Consider the following 16,952-nt stretch of genomic DNA (forward strand, 5'->3'; position numbering starts at 1 on the left):
CACGGCCACGAAGGCCAGGGCCCGGACCACACCTCCGGCCGCATCGAGCGTTTCCTCTCGCTGTGCGCGGAAGGCTCGATGACCGTCTCGGTGCCGTCGACCCCGGCGAACTACTTCCACCTCCTCCGCCGTCACGCCCTCGACGGAGTCAACCGGCCGCTGGTGGTCTTCACCCCCAAGTCGATGCTGCGTAACAAGGCGGCGACTTCGCAGGTCGAGGACTTCACCGGCCAGTCGAAGTTCATGTCGGTCATCGACGACGCCGTCGTTGACCCGTCGAAGGTGCGCAAGGTGCTCCTGACCTCGGGCAAGCTCTACTGGGAGCTGGTGGCCGAGCGGACGAAGCGCGAGGCGAACGACATCGCGATCGTGCGGGTCGAGCAGTACTACCCGCTGCCGAAGAAGAAGCTGCTGGCGGCGCTCGAGCGCTACAACGGCGCCCCCGCGGTCTGGGTCCAGGAGGAGCCGGAGAACCAGGGTGCGTGGCCGTTCTTCGGCCTGAACCTGCCGCGGAAGCTCCCGGAGGTGTTCGCCAACCTGGACGTCGTGTCGCGGCGTCCGATGGCGGCCCCGTCGGCCGGTTCGTCCAAGGTGCACGAGGTCGAGCAGAAGGCGCTGATCGCGCGGGCCTTCGACTGATCGCCTGACGTGAGCTGAAAGGGGCCCTTTACCGCATCCCATGCGGTGAAGGGCCCCTTCGCTGCGTCTGATGCGGGGATCCGGCAAAGTCGCATAGCCACTGGTCGGCTCCGCCGCTAGAGCGGAACAAGGCGAACGTGTCGCGGTGGACCCGACAGGAGCAGGCTCCCGCAAGGAGCCTCACCCGGCCCTTGACTGTCCACAAAGGACCCTTTACGACACAGAGGTGTCCGGTTTGGGTGACTTGCACGGTCTCACGAGGGGGTCGTGAGTGATTTTTGTTGTTCTAACCCTCATTGCCACTCACGACCCCCGCAGAAACGCACATAGCGGCATCAATCGGACACTCAATCGCCCGACAGTGTCCTTGTGGACACTGAAGCCCCGCCGGCGCCCAGAACCAGGCTTGCCCCACCTCGGCTTGCCCACCACCGGCACATGCGGCCCCGCGACAGTGCAGGAACAGTCGCCTGACCTGCAAGATCTCGACTTTGCCGGGATCCTGCGTCTGATGCGGGGAAAGCGTCCTTCAGCCGATCGCTTCGGACGTCGCCTTGGCCAGCTTCAGCGCGTTCTCCTTGCACACCGTCTGGTTGACGGTCCCGGACGCGTCGGGGCCGGTCACGATGATCTCGCCCTCGACGTTGCCCTGGTAGAACTTGATCTGGCACTGGCTCGACGAGTCGAGCTTGGTGTGCACGGCCTTGGTCGACTTCGCCATGCTGGGGATCAGCACGCCGCCATCGGTCACGGCGTTCTCGACACTCGCCTTGGCCCACGCCTCACCGGCGCCCGATCCCGGCTCCTTCGACTTCGACAGGTACATCGAGACGGTCGCCGAAGGCGCGTTGGGCTCACGCCAGCTGCAGGACGAGCGGGTGTAGGTGATGTCGTCGTTCGACGTGCTCGCGGGCTCCTCGCCCTTCGGCGTTTCGAGCGGCGGCATGTTCCGGATCTTGCTCCCGATCTTCTCGCAGCCGGGCATCGAGGTGTACTTGTCCGGCGGACCGGTCTTCTTGGACGACGTCGGCGCCGCGGTCGGCGACGAACCGTCGTCGGACAGCAGCAGGAAGGCCGCGACACCGCCACCGCCGAGCAGCACCACCGCGCCGATGACGAGCCCGACGATGAGTCCGGTGTTCGACTTCTTGGGCGGCGGCCCGTATCCGGGCGGCGGATACCCCGGATATCCCTGCGGCGGATACGGCTGCTGAGGTCCCTGCTGATAGGGCGGTCCGGGCTGCATGCGGAGAGGGTAAAGCCTCGCGAAGGTCCTTAGTGGACGAACGCCGCAACTGGGCGCCGAATCACTCTCCGGATACGGGAAGGCCCCCTTCCCAGCAGGAGGAAGGGGGCCTTCACGTACTCCAGATGTGGATCAGACGGTCAGCGACCAGCTGTTGAGCGAGCCGGTGTCGACCCGGTACACGTCCTGCACCTTCAGCTTCCAGGCGCCGTTCGCGGCCTCGGTCGAGACGTTGGCGGTGTAGGTGGTGTTGATGTTGTCGGACGAGTCGTTGCTCGAACCCTTCAGGCGGTACGAGCTGCCGTCCGGCGCGACCAGGTCGATGACGAGGTCACCGACGTAGGTGTGCGTGATGTTCACCGCGACCTTGGTGGTCGCCGAGGCGTTGCGGGCGCAGTTCGCGACGGTGATCGTGCTGGTCACCGCGGCACCGGCGTCGGGGATGGCGACGACGCCGCTGTTGGTCTGCGTGCCACACGGGGTCGGCTCGGGGCCGGGGCCACCGGTGCCGGTGTAGAGCAGCACGTTCGGCGAACCGGTGCCCGGGTTGGTCACCTTGTCCTTGGTGCCGTTGGCGACCAGGGCGTCACGGACCTGCTTCGGCGTGGCCGTCGGGTTGGCGGAGGCGTACAGGGCCGCCGCGCCGACGACGTGCGGGGTCGCCATCGAGGTACCGCTGATGGTGTTGGTGCCGTTGTTCAGCCACGTCGACGTGATGCCGCTGCCCGGCGCGAAGATGTCGAGGCAGGTGCCGATGTTGGAGAAGCTGGACCGCGCGTCCGTGTTCGTCGTCGAGCCGACGGTGATCGCTTCCGGCGTACGGGCGGGCGAGACGTTGCAGGCGTTGGCGCCCGTGTCGTTACCGGCCGCGACACCATAGGTGACACCCGCCGCGATCGACCGCTGGACGGCCTGGTCGAGGGTGGCGGACGCGCCGCCGCCGAGGCTCATGTTCGCGACGGCCGGCTTGACGGCGTTCGCGGTCACCCAGTCGACACCGGCGATGACGCCGGCGGTCGTCCCGGAACCGGAGCAGTTCAGCACGCGGACGGCGACGAGCTTGACGCCCTTGGCCAGGCCGTGCGCGGTACCGCCGATGGTGCCGGCGACGTGGGTGCCGTGACCCTGGCAGTCCGTGGCGTCGTTGTCGTTGTCGACGGTGTCACGGCCGTGGGTGGCGCGCCCGCCGAAGTCGGGGTGCGTGGTGAGGATGCCGGTGTCGACGACGTACGCGGTGACGTTCGACGCCGTGGTGCTGTAGCTGTACTTCTGGTCGAGCGGAAGGCTCTGCTGGTCGACCCGGTCCAGGCCCCACGACGGCGGGTTCAGCTGGTCCGCCGAGATCGAGACGGTCTGGTTCTGCTCCACGTAGGCGACCGCGGGGTCGGCGGCGACACGCTTCGCCTGCTTTTCGGTCAGCGCACCGGAGAAGCCGTGGACCGAAGACGCGAAGGTCTTCTCGATCGTGCCGCCGTGGCGCTTGGTCACGCTCTTCGCGGTGGCTTCGACCGACGAGCCGTCCTTCAGCACGACGATGTAGCTGTCCTTGATCGCCTTGTCGCTACCCGCGTTGACGATCGAACCCTCCGCCGCCGACGCGACGGTGGTACCGCCCAGCGCCGTCAGCACGGCGACGGCCGCGGCCACACCGAAGGCGGGCAGTCGTCTCTTCAAGGTTCCCAGGGAATTGTTCAAGATATTCCTCCCAGGCAGGGTCGACCCACGGGCGTGAAACGGCCCGCCGGATCGTTGGGGTGACTCAGAGGTGAAGCGCGTTCCACTTAGGAGCGCAGGCTGAGACTAAGTCGCCGATTCACCCCAAGGAAGACCTTGCATTACGGACATCCCGGTAGTAATGGACACGTCATCGACGCAGCTCGGGCACCGTTCAGCCCCCGCCTTTAGTCGCGTTTTGCGCCCGTACGGCCCACGAAGAATTGGGAATCCGCACATCCGGTGGTCGCTTTCCCGCCCACCGGACGTTTCAGTGGCGTGGAAGTACACACGGATGGCCGCCTACTAAAGTCGCGACCTCGCCGGGCGGAAATCGATTTCCATCCTACCTTCGGATGGAGCACACTCGGGCGCATGCTGCTCCGACAGGAAATCCCGGCCGACCGCGAGGCGATCCACGCCGTACATCTGGCCGCGTTCGCGAAACACAGTGTCCCGGTGGTCGAGGCGAAACTCGTCGACGAACTACGGGAGGACGGCGACCTGATCGGCGCACTGTCCATCGTGGCCGAACGCGACGGGAAGGTCGCCGGGCATGTCTGCTGCAGCCCGGCCAAACTCGGCTCCGACGTGAAGTCGACGGTGGGCCTCGGTCCGCTCGGTGTCCTGCCCGAGTATCACGCCTCCGGCATCGGCTCCGCGCTCGTGCACGCGGTTCTCGGCGCGGCGGACGCCCTCGGCTACGGCGCCGTCGTCCTGCTCGGCGACCCGAATTACTACTCCCGCTTCGGCTTCGTACTCGCCGCACAGCACGGGATCACGCCGCCGGTCGCCGAATGGGCGCCGCACTTCCAGGTCCGCACCCTGCGCGCTTACACGCCCGATCTCCAAGGCGAGTTCCGCTACTCCCCCGCATTCGACCGCCTCTAGCACCGATCGCAATTCGGCACCTGGTTGCGGTCGTTCGTTAGCCGAACTATCGCAAGCAGGTGCCGAATTGCGTGGGGTGTCAGGCGGGCGCGAGGAGGTTGTTCCGGCGCAGGAACTCCTCGGCGACGTCGAGCGGGTTGCGCTTCTCCTCGCTGAACTGGACGTTCAACTCGGTCAATTGATCGGTCGTGAGCGCCGCCGAAACCCGGTTCAGCGCGTCGACCTCCTTCGGCGACAACGTCCCCTTCGCCGCGAGGGGCACGATGTTCTGCGCGGGGAACATGTTCTTGTCGTCCACCAGCGGTACGAACCCGTTCGCGGCGATCGACGAAGACGTGCTGAACAGGTCGGCGACCTGGATGTCGCCGGACTTCAACGCGGCGACCGTGACCGGGCCGCCGGTGTCGGTCGTGCGGATCTCGGCGAACTCGCAGCCGTACAGCGCCTTGATCTTGTCCTTCCAGCGGCTGCTCCACTGGCCGGGACCGCCGAGCACGAGTTCCTCGCACCGCTTGCCGAGGTCGGAGAAGGTCCGCACCCCGGAATCGGCGAGTTCCTTGCGCACCACCAGCAGGTCCTTGTCCTCCGCCGGGGCCTGTTCCAGGACTTCGAATCCCGGCGGCAGCTTCTGCTTCAGCTGCGCGTAGACGTCCTGCGGGGTCGTCGCCTGAGTGTCCTTGTCGAAGTAGCGCAACAGGTTCCCGCTGTAATCCGGTACGACCGAAAGCGATTTGTCCTGCAGTGCCTTGACGACGACCTCGCGGCTGCCGACCGGCGGGCGCACGGTGACGTTCTCCGCGCCCGCGTTGCGCAGCGCGCCCGCGTAGATCTGGGCCAGCAGAAGGCTTTCCCCGACGTCGGACGCGCCGATGATGATGTCGCCGGTCGCACCGCCCTCGGCGCCCCCGGCGAGCGGGTTGCCACAACTCGCCGTGAGCAAAGCGATCCCGGCGAACAGCGCCGCCATCCTCCGCCTCATGCCTTCGCCTTCTTCCCGCTCGCGGCCTGCGCCAGCCGAACTCCCTTGGGCACCAGCAGCCGCTGAACGCCCGCCAGCACCAGATCCAGCACGACGGCCAGCAACGTCGTCAGGAGCGCGCCCGCGACCACCTGCGGATAGTCCAAAATGGCCAGTCCGTCGAGCAGGAACCGGCCGAGCCCGCCGAGCCCGACGTAAGCGGCCACGGCGGCCGTCGCCACCAGTTGCAGCACCGAGTTCCGCACCCCGCCGAGCACCAGCGGCAGCGAGATGGGCACCTCGACCTTCCACAACCGTTGCCAGCCGGTCATTCCGATGCCCTGCGCCGCGTCGACCAAGCCGTGGTCGGTCGCCTGCAAGCCCGCGTACGTCCCGGCGAGGATCGGCGGGATCGCGAGCACCACGAGCCCGATGATCGTCGAGAGCTCGCTTTCGGTGAAGAGCAGGAACAGGAAGGTCACCAGCCCCAGCGTCGGCAGCGCGCGGATCGCGTTGCCGCCGCTCACCAGCAGCACCGCGCCACGACCGGTGTGCCCGACGTAGAGCCCGAGCGGGATCGCGATGATCAGCGCGAAGACCAGCGCCAGCGCCGTGTAGCCGAGATGCTGCAGCAGCCGGGCCGGGACGCCGTTCGTGCCCTGCCAGTGGGCCGGATCCCCGAACCAGTTCAGGACGTCGCCGATCATTTCGCCCCCGCCGCGGTCGCCACCCGGTCCCAGGGTGTGAGGAGATTCCGGAGCCGCACCAGCAGCAGGTCGACGACCAGCGCGAGCAGCAGCGTCGCGACGATCCCGACGACGATCGGCGAGAAGTACTCGCGCTGGAAGCCGTCGGTGAACAGCACGCCGAGCCCGCCGGTGCCGATCAGCGCGCCGACGCTGACCAGGCTGATGTTGCTGACCGAGGCCACCCGGACGCCCGCCGCCAGCACGGGCACCGAAAGCGGCAGCTCCACGGCGAGGAAGCGGCGCGCGGGTTTGTAGCCGATGGCCGTGGCCGCGGCGACGACGTGCGGCGGGACCGCGTCGAGCGCGTCCAGCACCGGGCGCACGAGCAGCGCGGCGGTGTAGACGGTGAGCGCCACGATGACGTTGACGCTGTCGAGGATCTTCGAACCGATGATGCCCGGGATCACCACGAACAGGGCGAGCGACGGGATCGTGTACAGCAGGTTCGACACCACGAGCAGCACGGAACGCGCCGCGGCGAACCGGTGGCCGAGCCAGCCCGCCAGCACCGCGATCAGCAGGCCCAGCACCAGCGGGACCAGCGAGAGATAGATGTGGTCGAGCAGGTCGCCGAAGAACTGCGAGCGGTTGTTGGCGCTGCCAAGGTAGCGGCCGAGTTCCGCGAAGAAGTCGCCCATCAGGAGCTCAGCGACGGCGTTTCGATCACTTGGAGGACTTGCTGGGCTCTGACCACTCCGACGACCTTTTGCTCGGCGTCGACCACGACACCGAGGCTCGCGGGCGAGGAAAGCGCCGCGTCGAGCGCGCCGCGGATCGGTGAACCCTGGACGTAGAGCGACCCGCCCGCGACGAGGTCCGTCTCGGCGAGTTCCCCGTCCACAGTGGACCCGGGACGCAGCCAGCCGCGCGGCTGTCCGTCGGCGTTGACCGCGACCCGCCACTCGTCGGCCGGCCCGGGGGCGGGCTTGCCGACCTCGACCCGCGTGACCTCTTCGACGACGATCCCTTCCGCCGACAGGAACGAAAGCCCGCGGTAGCCGCGGTCCTTGCCCACGAACGAAGCGACGAAGTCGTCGACGGGATGACGCAACACCTCGGACGGCGTGCCGTACTGCGCGAGCACCCCGCCGACGCGGAGCACCGCGATCTTGTCGCCGAGCCGCACGGCCTCGTCGATGTCGTGGGTGACGAACACGATCGTCTTCCCCAACTGTGACTGAAGGCGCAGCAATTCGTCCTGCAGTTCCTCGCGGACGATCGGGTCGACGGCGGAGAACGGCTCGTCCATCAGCAGCACCGGCGAATCCGCCGCGAGCGCCCTGGCGACCCCGACACGCTGCTGCTGGCCGCCGGAAAGCTGGGCGGGGTAGCGCTTGCCGAGTTCCGCGGGCAGGCCGACGGTTTCGAGCAGTTCGGCGGCACGCTTGCGCGCCTTGCCCTTGTCCCAGCCGGACAGCAGCGGCACGGTCGCGACGTTGTCGAGGACTGTCCTGTGTGGAAAGAGGCCGGCGTGCTGGATGACGTAACCGATGCCGCGGCGCAGCAGCGCCGGGTCGCCTTCGCTGACGTCCTTGCCGTCGAGCAGTACCGTGCCCGACGTCGGCTCGACCATGCGGTTGATCATCCGCAGCGACGTGGTCTTGCCGCAGCCGGACGGCCCGACGAAGACGGTGATGGTGCCGTCCTCCACGGTGAGGTCCAGGTCGTCGACCGCGACCGTCCCGTCCGGATACCGCTTCGTCACGCCACGGAACTCGATAGTCACGCGTCTCTCCCCATGTCTGGTCGAAAAACCGTAGCCCACATCCTGCCTGTTGGCACGGTGTCTCAGGGGGCGGGTCACCAGGCCGTGTCCTGTGAGACACGCCCGATGGGCTTCGTGATCCAGGTGGTTCCTGGCGGTGCGGGCGGATCGGCCTCGTACCGGGTCGTACTCGGCCGCGTCCGCCCGTACCGCCAGGGACCGCCTGGGCGCGGAGACCGCGAGCGTGTCTCACAGGACACGGCCTAGGCTGCTGACTGTGAGTTCCTCCGTCGATGACGTCTTGGCGGCGCACGGTGTCCACGTGCGACCGCTCCATCAGGTGATTTCCCTGCTCCGGACGGATTGGCGTGATCTCGGCGAACTGGTCCGGCTCAGCACCGCGCCACGCCGGAGTGTCGAAGACGTCCTGAACGCGCTCGGCGACGACCTCGAGCGGAACGAGTCCCGTGTCCGGCTCGCCCCCGCCACCCGGGAGAAGTACGCGCGCTTCGAGGCGCGGGACCGGAAATCCGATCCCGGCCTGCTGAAGACCATCACCGGCTACGTCGAGAACGTACCGGCGCCGCTGGCCGCTCTCGACCACGTGCAGGCGACGCCGGAGACCGTGCTGAACCGGGCGCTGTGGCTGGACGAGCGCTACGACCTTTCGACGGCGAAGCTGTTGTTCCTGGGTGACCATGACCTCACTTCGCTGGCCGTACGCGCGTTGCGGCCCGACGCGGACCTCACCGTCGTCGACCTCGACGATCGTGTCCTCGCCTACATCGACGAACTCAGCGAGCGGTCGATCCGCACCCTGCACACGGATCTGCGCGTCGGCCTGCCACCCTCGGTGACCGGGCGGATGGATCTCGTGTTCAGTGATCCGCCTTACACCCCCGAAGGAATGGGGTTGTTCGCGGCGCGCGGGGTCCAGGCGCTCAGCGACCCCTCGGAGGGGCGACTGCTGCTCGCCTACGGTTACAGCCCGCGCCATCCCGCGCTGGGCGCGCAGGTGCAGCGGGCGCTCGCGACGCTCGGGCTGACCTTCGAAGCGATCCTGCCGGACTTCAACCGGTACTTCGGCGCGCAGGCGATCGGGAGCGCGGCGGACCTCTACGTCTGTCAGCCGACCGCGAAGTCGAAGAAGAACCGCGGCGGCAAGGGAAAGGCCGCGATCTACACCCACGGCCCGCAGTCGGTGGAATCCGCGGGCGCGGCCAAGCCGTCGCTGCTGGACAAGCTGCACGAAACCGCCACGGAGGGCGGGCTGGCGCTGGAGTCGCGGCCGGTCGACTGGTCCGTTTCCGGGCCGGAGGGTGACGCGGTCGCGATGGACCTTTCGGCCGACCCCGGCCCGTGGCTGCTGCGGACCCTGCTGGGCACCAACGCGCGACGGCTGGCGCTGCTGCTCCCGAACTCGCATCCCGACCTGACGAACGCCGAAGCGCAGGGCGCGCTCAACCGGCTGGTCGGGGCGAAGTACAAGCTGCGGCTGCTGCGGAGCACCCCGGACAACCGGCACGCCATCGTCGTCGCGGACGCCGTCGAGCATCCGGACGAACTCCTGACCCGTGCGCACGCGCGGCTGGCGAACGTGTCGCTGGACGTACCGTCGGACCTGACGGACGCGCGGCTGATCGACCTGCCGAGGCACCGGCTGGCGGAACTGCTCGGCTGAGCCGCACGCTCCGGCATGTCATCGGAACTTCATGCGCTCTTCCTAGATTCGGTCCCATGCACGGACCTCAAGGCCCCGGAACGCCGATCGCACAGCCGTACGGGTTCGCCTACCCGCCACACCGTCCCAAGACCAGCGGCCTGGCGATCGCCGCACTCGTACTGGGCCTGGCCGGTTGCCTGGCGCTGCCGTTGCTGCCCGCGATCATCATGGGCATCATCGCGCTCACCCAGACCGGCCCGGGGAAACGGCCCGGCCGGGGCCTGGCGATCGGCGGTCTCGCGGCCGCCGGATTCTGGGCCGTCGGCTGGATCGCCCTGCTCGGGAACACCATGGGGAACCCGGACAGCTACACCGCGAGCACGCCGGGCGCTCCCAGCGCGAGTTGCGCGACCCCGCCTTCCGGGCACGCCAACGCCTGCACCTTGAAGCCGGGCGATTGCTTCCAGCAGTCCGCGGTCACGGGCACTTTCACCAGCGTCGAACTCACCACGTGCGGGAACGCGCACACCACCCAGGTGATCGGAACCTTCACTGCGACGGACGGCCCCTGGCCCAGTGGCGGAGAACTGAAAGCGGAAGCCTTGGACCACTGTCAGCGGATCATGGCCAAGAACGTGGACAAGCCGCGACTCGACGCGGAAGGCGTCTACACCGATCTGAGCTACTTGAAGCCTGAACGCGACGCCTGGAAACACGGGGTGCGCACCGTCTTCTGCACGCTTCACTCGCCCGGCTCGGAGCTGACCGGTTCCGCACTCGTCCCCGGTGCCGATCTGTCCATCCCGACCGGCTGACGTGCGCAACCCCCACACGCTATGAAAGGCCCCTTCATTGCAAATTTTGCAATGAAGGGGCCTTTCATAGCGCTTGAGCAAGCGTGAAAGGGACCGTCACACCACGCCGTCGGCCTCGGCGGCCTTCGCGACGGCCGCGGCCACCTCGGGCGCGACCCGCGGGTCCAGCGGGCTCGGGACGATCCGGTCCGGGCCGAGGTCGTCCTGCGCGACGGCGAAGATCGCTTCGGCCGCGGCCAGCTTCATGTTCTCCGTGATCGCCCGCGCGCCCGAGTCCAGCGCGCCGCGGAAGACACCGGGGAAGGCCAGCACGTTGTTGATCTGGTTCGGGTAGTCGCTGCGCCCGGTCGCCACGATCTTGGCGTACCGCGACGCCACGGCCGGGTGAACCTCCGGGTCGGGGTTCGACAGCGCGAACACGATCGCGTCGTCGGCCATCCCGGCCAGCAGGCTCTCGTCGATGGTCGCCCCGGACAGGCCCAGGAAGACGTCGGCGCCCTTCAGCGCCTCGCCGAGGCCGCCGCGCAGACCGGCCGTGTTGGTGGTCTCGGCGAGCTTCTGCTTGATCGGGTTCAGGCCCTCGCGACCTTCGTGGATGATGCCGCGCGAGTCGAGCACGGTGACGTCCGCGACGCCGGCGTTCTGCAGGATCCTGGCGCAGGCCACCCCGGCCGCGCCCGCTCCCGAGACGACCACGCGCTGGCCGGCGATGTCCTTGCCGAGGACCTGGTTCGCCCCGCGCAGCGCGGCCAGCGTGACGATCGCCGTGCCGTGCTGGTCGTCGTGCATGACCGGGCAGTCGAGGGCCTCCTTGAGGCGGTCCTCCAGTTCGAAGCAGCGCGGCGCCGAGATGTCCTCCAGGTTCACCGCGCCGTACGACGGGCGCAGCCGGACCAGGGTCTCGATGATCTCGTCGACGTCGGTGGTGTCGAGCACCAGCGGGATCGAGTCGAGGCCGCCGAAGGTCTTGAACAGGACCGACTTGCCCTCCATGACCGGCAGCGAAGCGCTCGCGCCGATGTCACCGAGGCCGAGCACCGCCGTACCGTCGCTGACCACCACGACCAGCCTGTCCGCCCACGTGTACCGCTTCGCCTTGGCCGCGTCCTCGGCGATCGCACGGCTCACCTTCGCCACCCCAGGCGTGTACGCGACCGCGAGGTCACGGGGCGAGGAGATCGGGCGCGTCGCGGCCACGGAGAGCTTGCCGCCCTCGTGGCCCTCGAAGATCTCGGTGTCCGTCACTGGCGTGGTCATCGTGGTTCCCGTCATTGCTTCCGCCGTGTCTAAGGACGGCGAAGTCTCGATTCGAGCGAAGGTCATGGGATTCTCCTGGGACTGCGAGCGGGGGAACTGGCCGGTGAGCAGGCCAAAACTGGGCATGGCCCGGCCACCTGGGGTAACTCGTCCTCCGACACGGCAGCCCAGCGCGGTAGCGCCGGCCTGTCGGCGAAGCGTCCAATCGGCCATCGGTGCCGTGGGTGTGGCGACGGCCGCGGACGCAGCGGTCAGATCATTGTGACAGGCATGCGGACCAGTGTGCCCCTCTGGTGCGGTTGATGTCACAAACCGGCCCGGCTTTCCGCAGCTCAAGAGAGGTATAGCAAGACGTCCGTCCGGCTTGAGAACGTCTCGTTAGCATGGAGGTCATGCAAGCCAGGCGCCTCGGCATCCCCGACTGTTTCGAGTTCACCCCTCGCGTTTTCCCCGATCACCGCGGCCTGTTCGTGGCGCCGTTCCAGGAAGAGGTGTTCGTCGAAACGGTCGGGCACCGGCTTCGGCTGGGGCAGACCAACACCAGCGTCTCGCGGCGCGGTTCCATCCGCGGCGTTCACTTCGCCGACACGCCGCCCGGGCAGGCGAAATACGTGTACTGCCCGAGCGGTTCGCTGCTCGACGTCATCGTCGATCTCCGGGTCGGCTCGCCCACTTTCGGCGAATGGGCGTCCGTGCTGCTCGACAGCGCCGAATACAAAGCGGTCTACATCGCCGAAGGCCTCGGCCACGCCTTTATGGCGCTCGAAGACGAAACGGTCATGGCCTATCTCTGTTCCGAGCCGTACAACCCGGCCGGCGAGCACGGCGTCAACCCGATGGACACCGATCTCGCGCTGCCGTGGCCGCGGGACATCGAACCCGTGGTGTCCGAAAAGGACACCGCCGCGCCCCATCTGAAAGAGGCCTTGGAGCAGGGATCTCTGCCGCGATACGACGATTGCGTGGCGTACTACGAGAAGTTGCGGGCCGCGAACTGAGCTAGCGCGCCAAGTCCTCCCTCAGCACCCGTTCCACGTTCCGCTCGGCCAGCGCGGTGATCGTGACGAACGGGTTCACCCCGGTACTGCCCGGGATCAGCGATCCGTCGGTCACGTAGAGGTTCCGACAGCCCTTCACCCGGCCGTACAGGTCGGTGGCCTCACCCAGCACCAATCCACCCAGCGGGTGATAGGTGAACCGGTTCTCGAACGACCGCGTATCCCCGAACAGGTCACTCCGGTAAATCGTGCGATTCGCGCGGTTGACCTTGTCGAACAACGACTTCGCCGCGTCGATCGACGGCTGCCCCTGCGCCGCGTTCCAGCGCAGCCGCGCGGAGTCGGTGGCGGCGTCGTAGGTGAAGTGGCCGCGTTCGGGATTCTTCGTGATCGCCAGGTACAGGCTCAGCCAGGTCTCGATTCCGGCGGGCACCGGCGCGACCTCGGCGAAGACCGGGTTCACCGGGTCGTCCCACGCGTCGATGCCGAGCGCGGGCATCCCCGACTGCAGCGGGCCGCCGAGATCCCACGCGTGGTTGGCGCGGCCCAGCATCACGTTGCCGTTGGTGCCCCAGCCGCGGCCGACCTCGTCGTTCAGTCCGGGCAGCGTCCCGGTCTCCCGCGCCCGCACGAGCAGTTCCGTCGAACCGAGGCTGCCGGCGCCGAGGAACAGGTACTTCGCACCGAGTTGTTTCCTCGCGACGACCACGCCGTCCTCCGTGGTCTCGTGCACGGTGAGGACGTAGGTGCCATCGGTCTGGCGGGTGATCCCGCGGACTTGGTGCAGCGTCTTGATGGTCACGTTCCCGGTGCCCAGCGCGGCCGCGAGGTAGGTCTTGTCGAGGGAACGTTTGCCGTGGTTGTTGCCGTAGATGACCTCCGACGCGAGCGCCGACCGCGGCACCGTGCCGTCTTCTTCCCGCTTCATGTACTCGAAGTCGTAGACGCTGGGCACGAACACCGTTTTGAGCCCCGCTCGCGCCGCCGCCTTCCGGGAAACCCTCGCGTAGCGGTAAGAACGGCAGGTCTCGAACCACCGCTGATCGATGTGGTTCACGCCGAGTGCCTGGTTGGCCCGCGGAAAGTACGTCCGGTACATCTCGTCGGCGTCGACGGCGGGCAGGATCTCCTCGAAGTACGACCGCTTCGGTGTCACGGCCATCGCGCCGTTGACCAGCGAACCGCCGCCGACCCCTCGTCCGACGTAGACGGACATGTCCCCGTGGTTCACCCTGTCGAGGACTCCGGGATACCGCTTGATGTCGCGGTTGGCCACATCCATCCACAGGAAGGAGGCGAGCGGGGCCTGCGTGCGGTCCTTGAACCACATGGCCCGCCGGTCCGGCCGGAGCATGTCGCAGAAGACCTTGCCGTCAGGCCCGGGATCGGCCCACAGCTTGCCCATTTCGAGCATGACCGTCGGAATCCCGGCTTCACCGAGGCGAAGCGCCGTGACCGCGGCGCCGTAACCGGTGCCGACGACCACGGCCGTCGAGAAACCCGGAGACGATTCTCGGGCCTGTGCGGTGGAAATCGTGGTGAGCCCGAGAGCCGCGGCGGAGTTGAGCGCGGTGAACCCGAGGAACTTGCGGCGCGACAGTGGGGACATGGGCCGATGATCGCCCGCCGTTCGGCGCACCTTCAAGGCCGAATCCGAAGCAGATTCGCGTCAGCTGGATAAACACCGTTTATTTTCACTCGAACGTGGCGATCCCAGGGCGATGCCACGCAGCCTGTCGTGAGTGGCAATGAGCGTTAGAACGACCTTTGCCACTCACGACCCCTTAACGCTTGGCCTGCGGAAACCGTCACCACTTACGGTCAAAACCCGTCCAAGATCAACTTAAGCTACCTGGCATGGGATACCAGGGGTCCCCTGGGGGCCTTCCCCGATGTGACCCACGCCGCCGCGGGCCACTCTTTCGAGTCATGAGACGTCTTCTCGCCGCGACCGCGGCCGCACTGTCCGCAGCCGCCCTCCTCGCCCTTCCCGGCCACGCCGCCGCGACACCGTCGCCCGTGCCCGATTTCGACTTCTCCGCATGCCCGGCGCCGCCCGTCAACGCCGACCCCGGGACCTGGCGCTGCGAAGCCTTTGTCTCCCAAGGAGTTCTGACCATCGGCGATCGGGAGATCCCGCTCGGGGAGATGCGCCTGACGTTCTCCGAAGGCGAGATCGACGGGAAATTCGCGCAGGTCTTCGGCGAACTGCGGCACGCGCCCGCCCGGATCCGCGGCACTTTCGGCGCGAGCATGCAGCTGAAGTACGGCGGCTACTCGGACTTCCAGTCGAATGACGAACGCCGCGGCGAGCTGGACCTCTACGCCGCCCTGCGGCATCCCTTGCTACCCAAGGAATGCACGGTCGGCACCCTGGAAGCGCCGCTCCACTCGGTGGTCAAGGACGATCCCGCGGTGCCCTTCGAGGTGATCTCGCAGAACCCGACGACGGTGAAGTTCGGCGTCGTCGACTCGCGGCTCGCCCTGCCGGCCACGACCGGCTGCGGCAGGCTGGCGCCGGTCGCGGACCAGCTGCTCGGCCTGCCGTCGCCGAGCGGGAAGAACATCTTCAAGCAGACGACCTACGTGCAGTTCAAGCCGCTCTGACCACCGCAATCAGTCACCTGGTTGCGATGGTTCGCACACGCAAGGATCGCAACCAGGTGCCGAATTGCGGGAGCGGAAGCGCTTTACTTCTTTTTGGTCACCCAGATGGTGATGGTCGCGGTCACGACGGGTTTCCCGTTCGTGTCCGTGATCGTCACCGGCACGGGGAGCTCGAAGCCCTCGTCGCCGAATTCCGGCAACTCCGGCAGCTCGGCGACCGCGCGCAGACCCGTCTCGGCCTTCGCCACGTACTCGACCGTCATCCCCTTGGGCAGCCAGCGATGCGTCGCCGGGACGGTCGCCTCGGCGAGCATGCCCATGGCGATCTCGGCGAGATTGCATGCCGCGATCGCGTGAAAGGTCTTGATGTGGTTGTAAACACCCCACCACTTCGGGGACGTCACCTCGCACCGGCCGGGACGCAGATCGCGCACCGTCGGGAGCACCGTCCGGAAGTACGGCACACGCAGGCACATCGCCGCCGAGAACAGCTGTTTGCCGACCGGCTTGCCCGCCAGCCGGTTCCACATCGCGTAGGTCGGATTCTGCGCCATCACGGTCTCCTCATCATGTTACTCACCAGTAGCATAACCGGACCGCAGGCTATATTCGCAACGTGGCACATCGGCTCTTCCTCCTCCGGCATGGTCAGACCGAGTGGTCCGTCAACGGACGGCACACCGGACGCACCGACATCCCGCTCACGGCCGCCGGCGAGGGGCAGGCCCGCGCGGCGGGCGGCACCCTGCGCGCGGTGCTCGGCGGCTCTCCCGCCCTCGTCCTGTCCAGCCCCCGCACCCGCGCGCTGCGGACGGCCGAGCTGGCCGGGCTGCGCGTCGACGAGGTCACCGAAGAGCTGGGCGAATGGGACTACGGCGACTACGAGGGCGTCACCACGCCGGTGATCCGCGAGACCGTTCCCGGATGGACGGTCTGGTCGCATCCGATCCCCGGCGGTGAAAGCGCGGAGGACGTCAACGCCCGCGCGGACAAGCTGATCGAACGCGTCCGCGAACCGCTCGGCAGGGGTGACGTGATCCTCGTCGGCCACGGGCACTTCAGCCGCGTCCTGGTCGCGCGCTGGGTCGGCCTGCCGTCGACCGCGGGCGTCCATTTCGGACTCGACCCGGCCGGCGTCGCGGTGCTCGGCGACGAACGCGGCGAGCCGCAGATCGAACACCTCAACCTGCTCCCCACCACAGAGGACTGAAATGGGCGACGACCGCATCCGGCGCATCCGCGAAGAAGACGTGGACGCCGTCGTCCAGCTCGTCTACGACCTCGCCGAGTTCGAACGCGCCCCGGACGAATGCCACCTCACACCCGAGCAGCTGCGCACCGCGCTGTTCGGTGAGGCTCCCGGCCTGTTCGGGCACGTCGCCGAGGTCGACGGCGAGATCGTCGGCTACGCGCTCTGGTTCCTCAACTTCTCCACCTGGCGCGGCGTGCACGGCATCTACCTGGAGGACCTCTACGTCCGCCCCGAGCAGCGCGGCTCCGGCCTCGGCAAGGCGCTACTGGCCACTCTCGCGGCGGTCTGCGTCGAGCGCGGCTACGCCCGCCTCGAATGGTCGGTGCTCAACTGGAACCCGGCGCAGGGCTTCTACAAGTCCCTCGGCGCGGTGCCGATGGACGAATGGACCGTCGACCGCCTCACCGACGAGCCCTTGAAGGCCCTCGCCGCCCAGGTTCGGTAGGGGATTGTCCGGCC

The 16,952-nt window shown here is 67.8% G+C and carries 16 protein-coding genes and 1 pseudogene; 8 read left to right on the forward strand and 9 right to left on the reverse strand.

From position 1 onward, the window contains the following. Window positions 1-639, forward strand: a pseudogene (gene kgd, locus ACIHAO_RS31340) (multifunctional oxoglutarate decarboxylase/oxoglutarate dehydrogenase thiamine pyrophosphate-binding subunit/dihydrolipoyllysine-residue succinyltransferase subunit); the annotation flags it as partial. 529 nt (window positions 640-1,168) lie between these two features. Here kgd and ACIHAO_RS31345 read toward each other — a convergent pair. After that, window positions 1,169-1,885: a hypothetical protein gene (locus tag ACIHAO_RS31345; RefSeq protein ID WP_396563915.1), complete on the reverse strand. Its 717-nt coding sequence runs from the start codon at window positions 1,883-1,885 to the stop codon at window positions 1,169-1,171. 132 nt (window positions 1,886-2,017) lie between these two features. Further along, the gene (locus ACIHAO_RS31350) at window positions 2,018-3,580 is read right to left on the reverse strand and encodes a S8 family serine peptidase (RefSeq protein WP_396563917.1); all 1,563 of its coding nucleotides are present in this window, start codon (window positions 3,578-3,580) and stop codon (window positions 2,018-2,020) included. Window positions 3,581-3,973: 393 nt separating this feature from the next. Here ACIHAO_RS31350 and ACIHAO_RS31355 point away from each other — a divergent pair, with 393 nt between their 5' ends. After that, entirely contained in the window at window positions 3,974-4,489 is a 516-nt protein-coding gene (locus ACIHAO_RS31355; protein ID WP_396563920.1) for a GNAT family N-acetyltransferase, read from the forward strand. Window positions 4,490-4,568: 79 nt separating this feature from the next. Here ACIHAO_RS31355 and ACIHAO_RS31360 read toward each other — a convergent pair whose 3' ends face one another. Genes ACIHAO_RS31360 through ACIHAO_RS31375 form a run of 4 tightly spaced genes read right to left on the reverse strand, consistent with a single transcriptional unit; the run spans window position 4,569 to window position 7,922 of the window. Continuing rightward, entirely contained in the window at window positions 4,569-5,456 is an 888-nt protein-coding gene (locus ACIHAO_RS31360; protein WP_396564116.1) for an ABC transporter substrate-binding protein, read from the reverse strand. An 8-nt stretch (window positions 5,457-5,464) separates the two neighbouring features. Then, on the reverse strand, window positions 5,465-6,154 hold the full coding sequence (locus ACIHAO_RS31365; protein WP_396563922.1) for an ABC transporter permease: 690 nt from the start codon (window positions 6,152-6,154) through the stop codon (window positions 5,465-5,467). After that, window positions 6,151-6,834 carry an ABC transporter permease gene (locus tag ACIHAO_RS31370; protein WP_396563924.1) on the reverse strand — a complete coding sequence of 228 codons (684 nt, stop codon included), beginning with the start codon at window positions 6,832-6,834 and terminating at the stop codon, window positions 6,151-6,153. Before ACIHAO_RS31370 ends, ACIHAO_RS31365 begins: the two co-directional genes overlap by 4 nt. Next, window positions 6,834-7,922, reverse strand: coding sequence for an ABC transporter ATP-binding protein (locus ACIHAO_RS31375; protein ID WP_396563926.1), 1,089 nt, complete (start codon window positions 7,920-7,922; stop codon window positions 6,834-6,836). The genes ACIHAO_RS31370 and ACIHAO_RS31375 overlap by 1 nt, the downstream gene beginning before the upstream one ends. Window positions 7,923-8,178: 256 nt before the next feature. Here ACIHAO_RS31375 and ACIHAO_RS31380 point away from each other — a divergent pair, with 256 nt between their 5' ends. Next, complete coding sequence (locus ACIHAO_RS31380; protein ID WP_396563928.1) at window positions 8,179-9,582, forward strand: bis-aminopropyl spermidine synthase family protein; 1,404 nt, start codon at window positions 8,179-8,181, stop codon at window positions 9,580-9,582. 56 nt (window positions 9,583-9,638) lie between these two features. Then, the gene (locus ACIHAO_RS31385) at window positions 9,639-10,379 is read left to right on the forward strand and encodes a septum formation family protein (RefSeq protein ID WP_396563930.1); all 741 of its coding nucleotides are present in this window, start codon (window positions 9,639-9,641) and stop codon (window positions 10,377-10,379) included. A 96-nt stretch (window positions 10,380-10,475) separates the two neighbouring features. On the opposite strand, the gene ACIHAO_RS31390 is transcribed toward ACIHAO_RS31385, so the two are convergent. Next, window positions 10,476-11,651 carry an NADP-dependent malic enzyme gene (locus ACIHAO_RS31390; RefSeq protein ID WP_396563932.1) on the reverse strand — a complete coding sequence of 392 codons (1,176 nt, stop codon included), beginning with the start codon at window positions 11,649-11,651 and terminating at the stop codon, window positions 10,476-10,478. 377 nt (window positions 11,652-12,028) lie between these two features. Between ACIHAO_RS31390 and ACIHAO_RS31395 the strand changes: the two genes are divergently transcribed. After that, window positions 12,029-12,634 carry a dTDP-4-dehydrorhamnose 3,5-epimerase family protein gene (locus tag ACIHAO_RS31395; RefSeq protein WP_396563934.1) on the forward strand — a complete coding sequence of 202 codons (606 nt, stop codon included), beginning with the start codon at window positions 12,029-12,031 and terminating at the stop codon, window positions 12,632-12,634. A gap of 1 nt (window position 12,635) precedes the next feature. On the opposite strand, the gene ACIHAO_RS31400 is transcribed toward ACIHAO_RS31395, so the two are convergent. Continuing rightward, entirely contained in the window at window positions 12,636-14,243 is a 1,608-nt protein-coding gene (locus tag ACIHAO_RS31400) for a GMC oxidoreductase (protein ID WP_396563936.1), read from the reverse strand. A gap of 320 nt (window positions 14,244-14,563) precedes the next feature. Between ACIHAO_RS31400 and ACIHAO_RS31405 the strand changes: the two genes are divergently transcribed. Then, window positions 14,564-15,241, forward strand: coding sequence for a hypothetical protein (locus tag ACIHAO_RS31405; RefSeq protein ID WP_396563938.1), 678 nt, complete (start codon window positions 14,564-14,566; stop codon window positions 15,239-15,241). Between the two features lie 83 nt (window positions 15,242-15,324). Here the strand turns inward: ACIHAO_RS31405 and ACIHAO_RS31410 are convergent, their stop codons facing one another. Then, window positions 15,325-15,795, reverse strand: a complete 471-nt coding sequence (locus ACIHAO_RS31410) for a hotdog fold domain-containing protein (protein WP_125788396.1) — start codon at window positions 15,793-15,795, stop codon at window positions 15,325-15,327. Window positions 15,796-15,857: 62 nt separating this feature from the next. Here ACIHAO_RS31410 and ACIHAO_RS31415 point away from each other — a divergent pair, with 62 nt between their 5' ends. After that, complete coding sequence (locus ACIHAO_RS31415) at window positions 15,858-16,451, forward strand: acid phosphatase (protein ID WP_396563941.1); 594 nt, start codon at window positions 15,858-15,860, stop codon at window positions 16,449-16,451. 1 nt (window position 16,452) lies between these two features. Continuing rightward, window positions 16,453-16,938, forward strand: a complete 486-nt coding sequence (locus tag ACIHAO_RS31420; protein ID WP_396563943.1) for a GNAT family N-acetyltransferase — start codon at window positions 16,453-16,455, stop codon at window positions 16,936-16,938. Window positions 16,939-16,952: the final 14 nt, after the last annotated feature.

Origin of the sequence: Amycolatopsis sp. NPDC052450, from assembly GCF_044547565.1 — a bacterium.
GTDB lineage: Bacteria > Actinomycetota > Actinomycetes > Mycobacteriales > Pseudonocardiaceae > Amycolatopsis.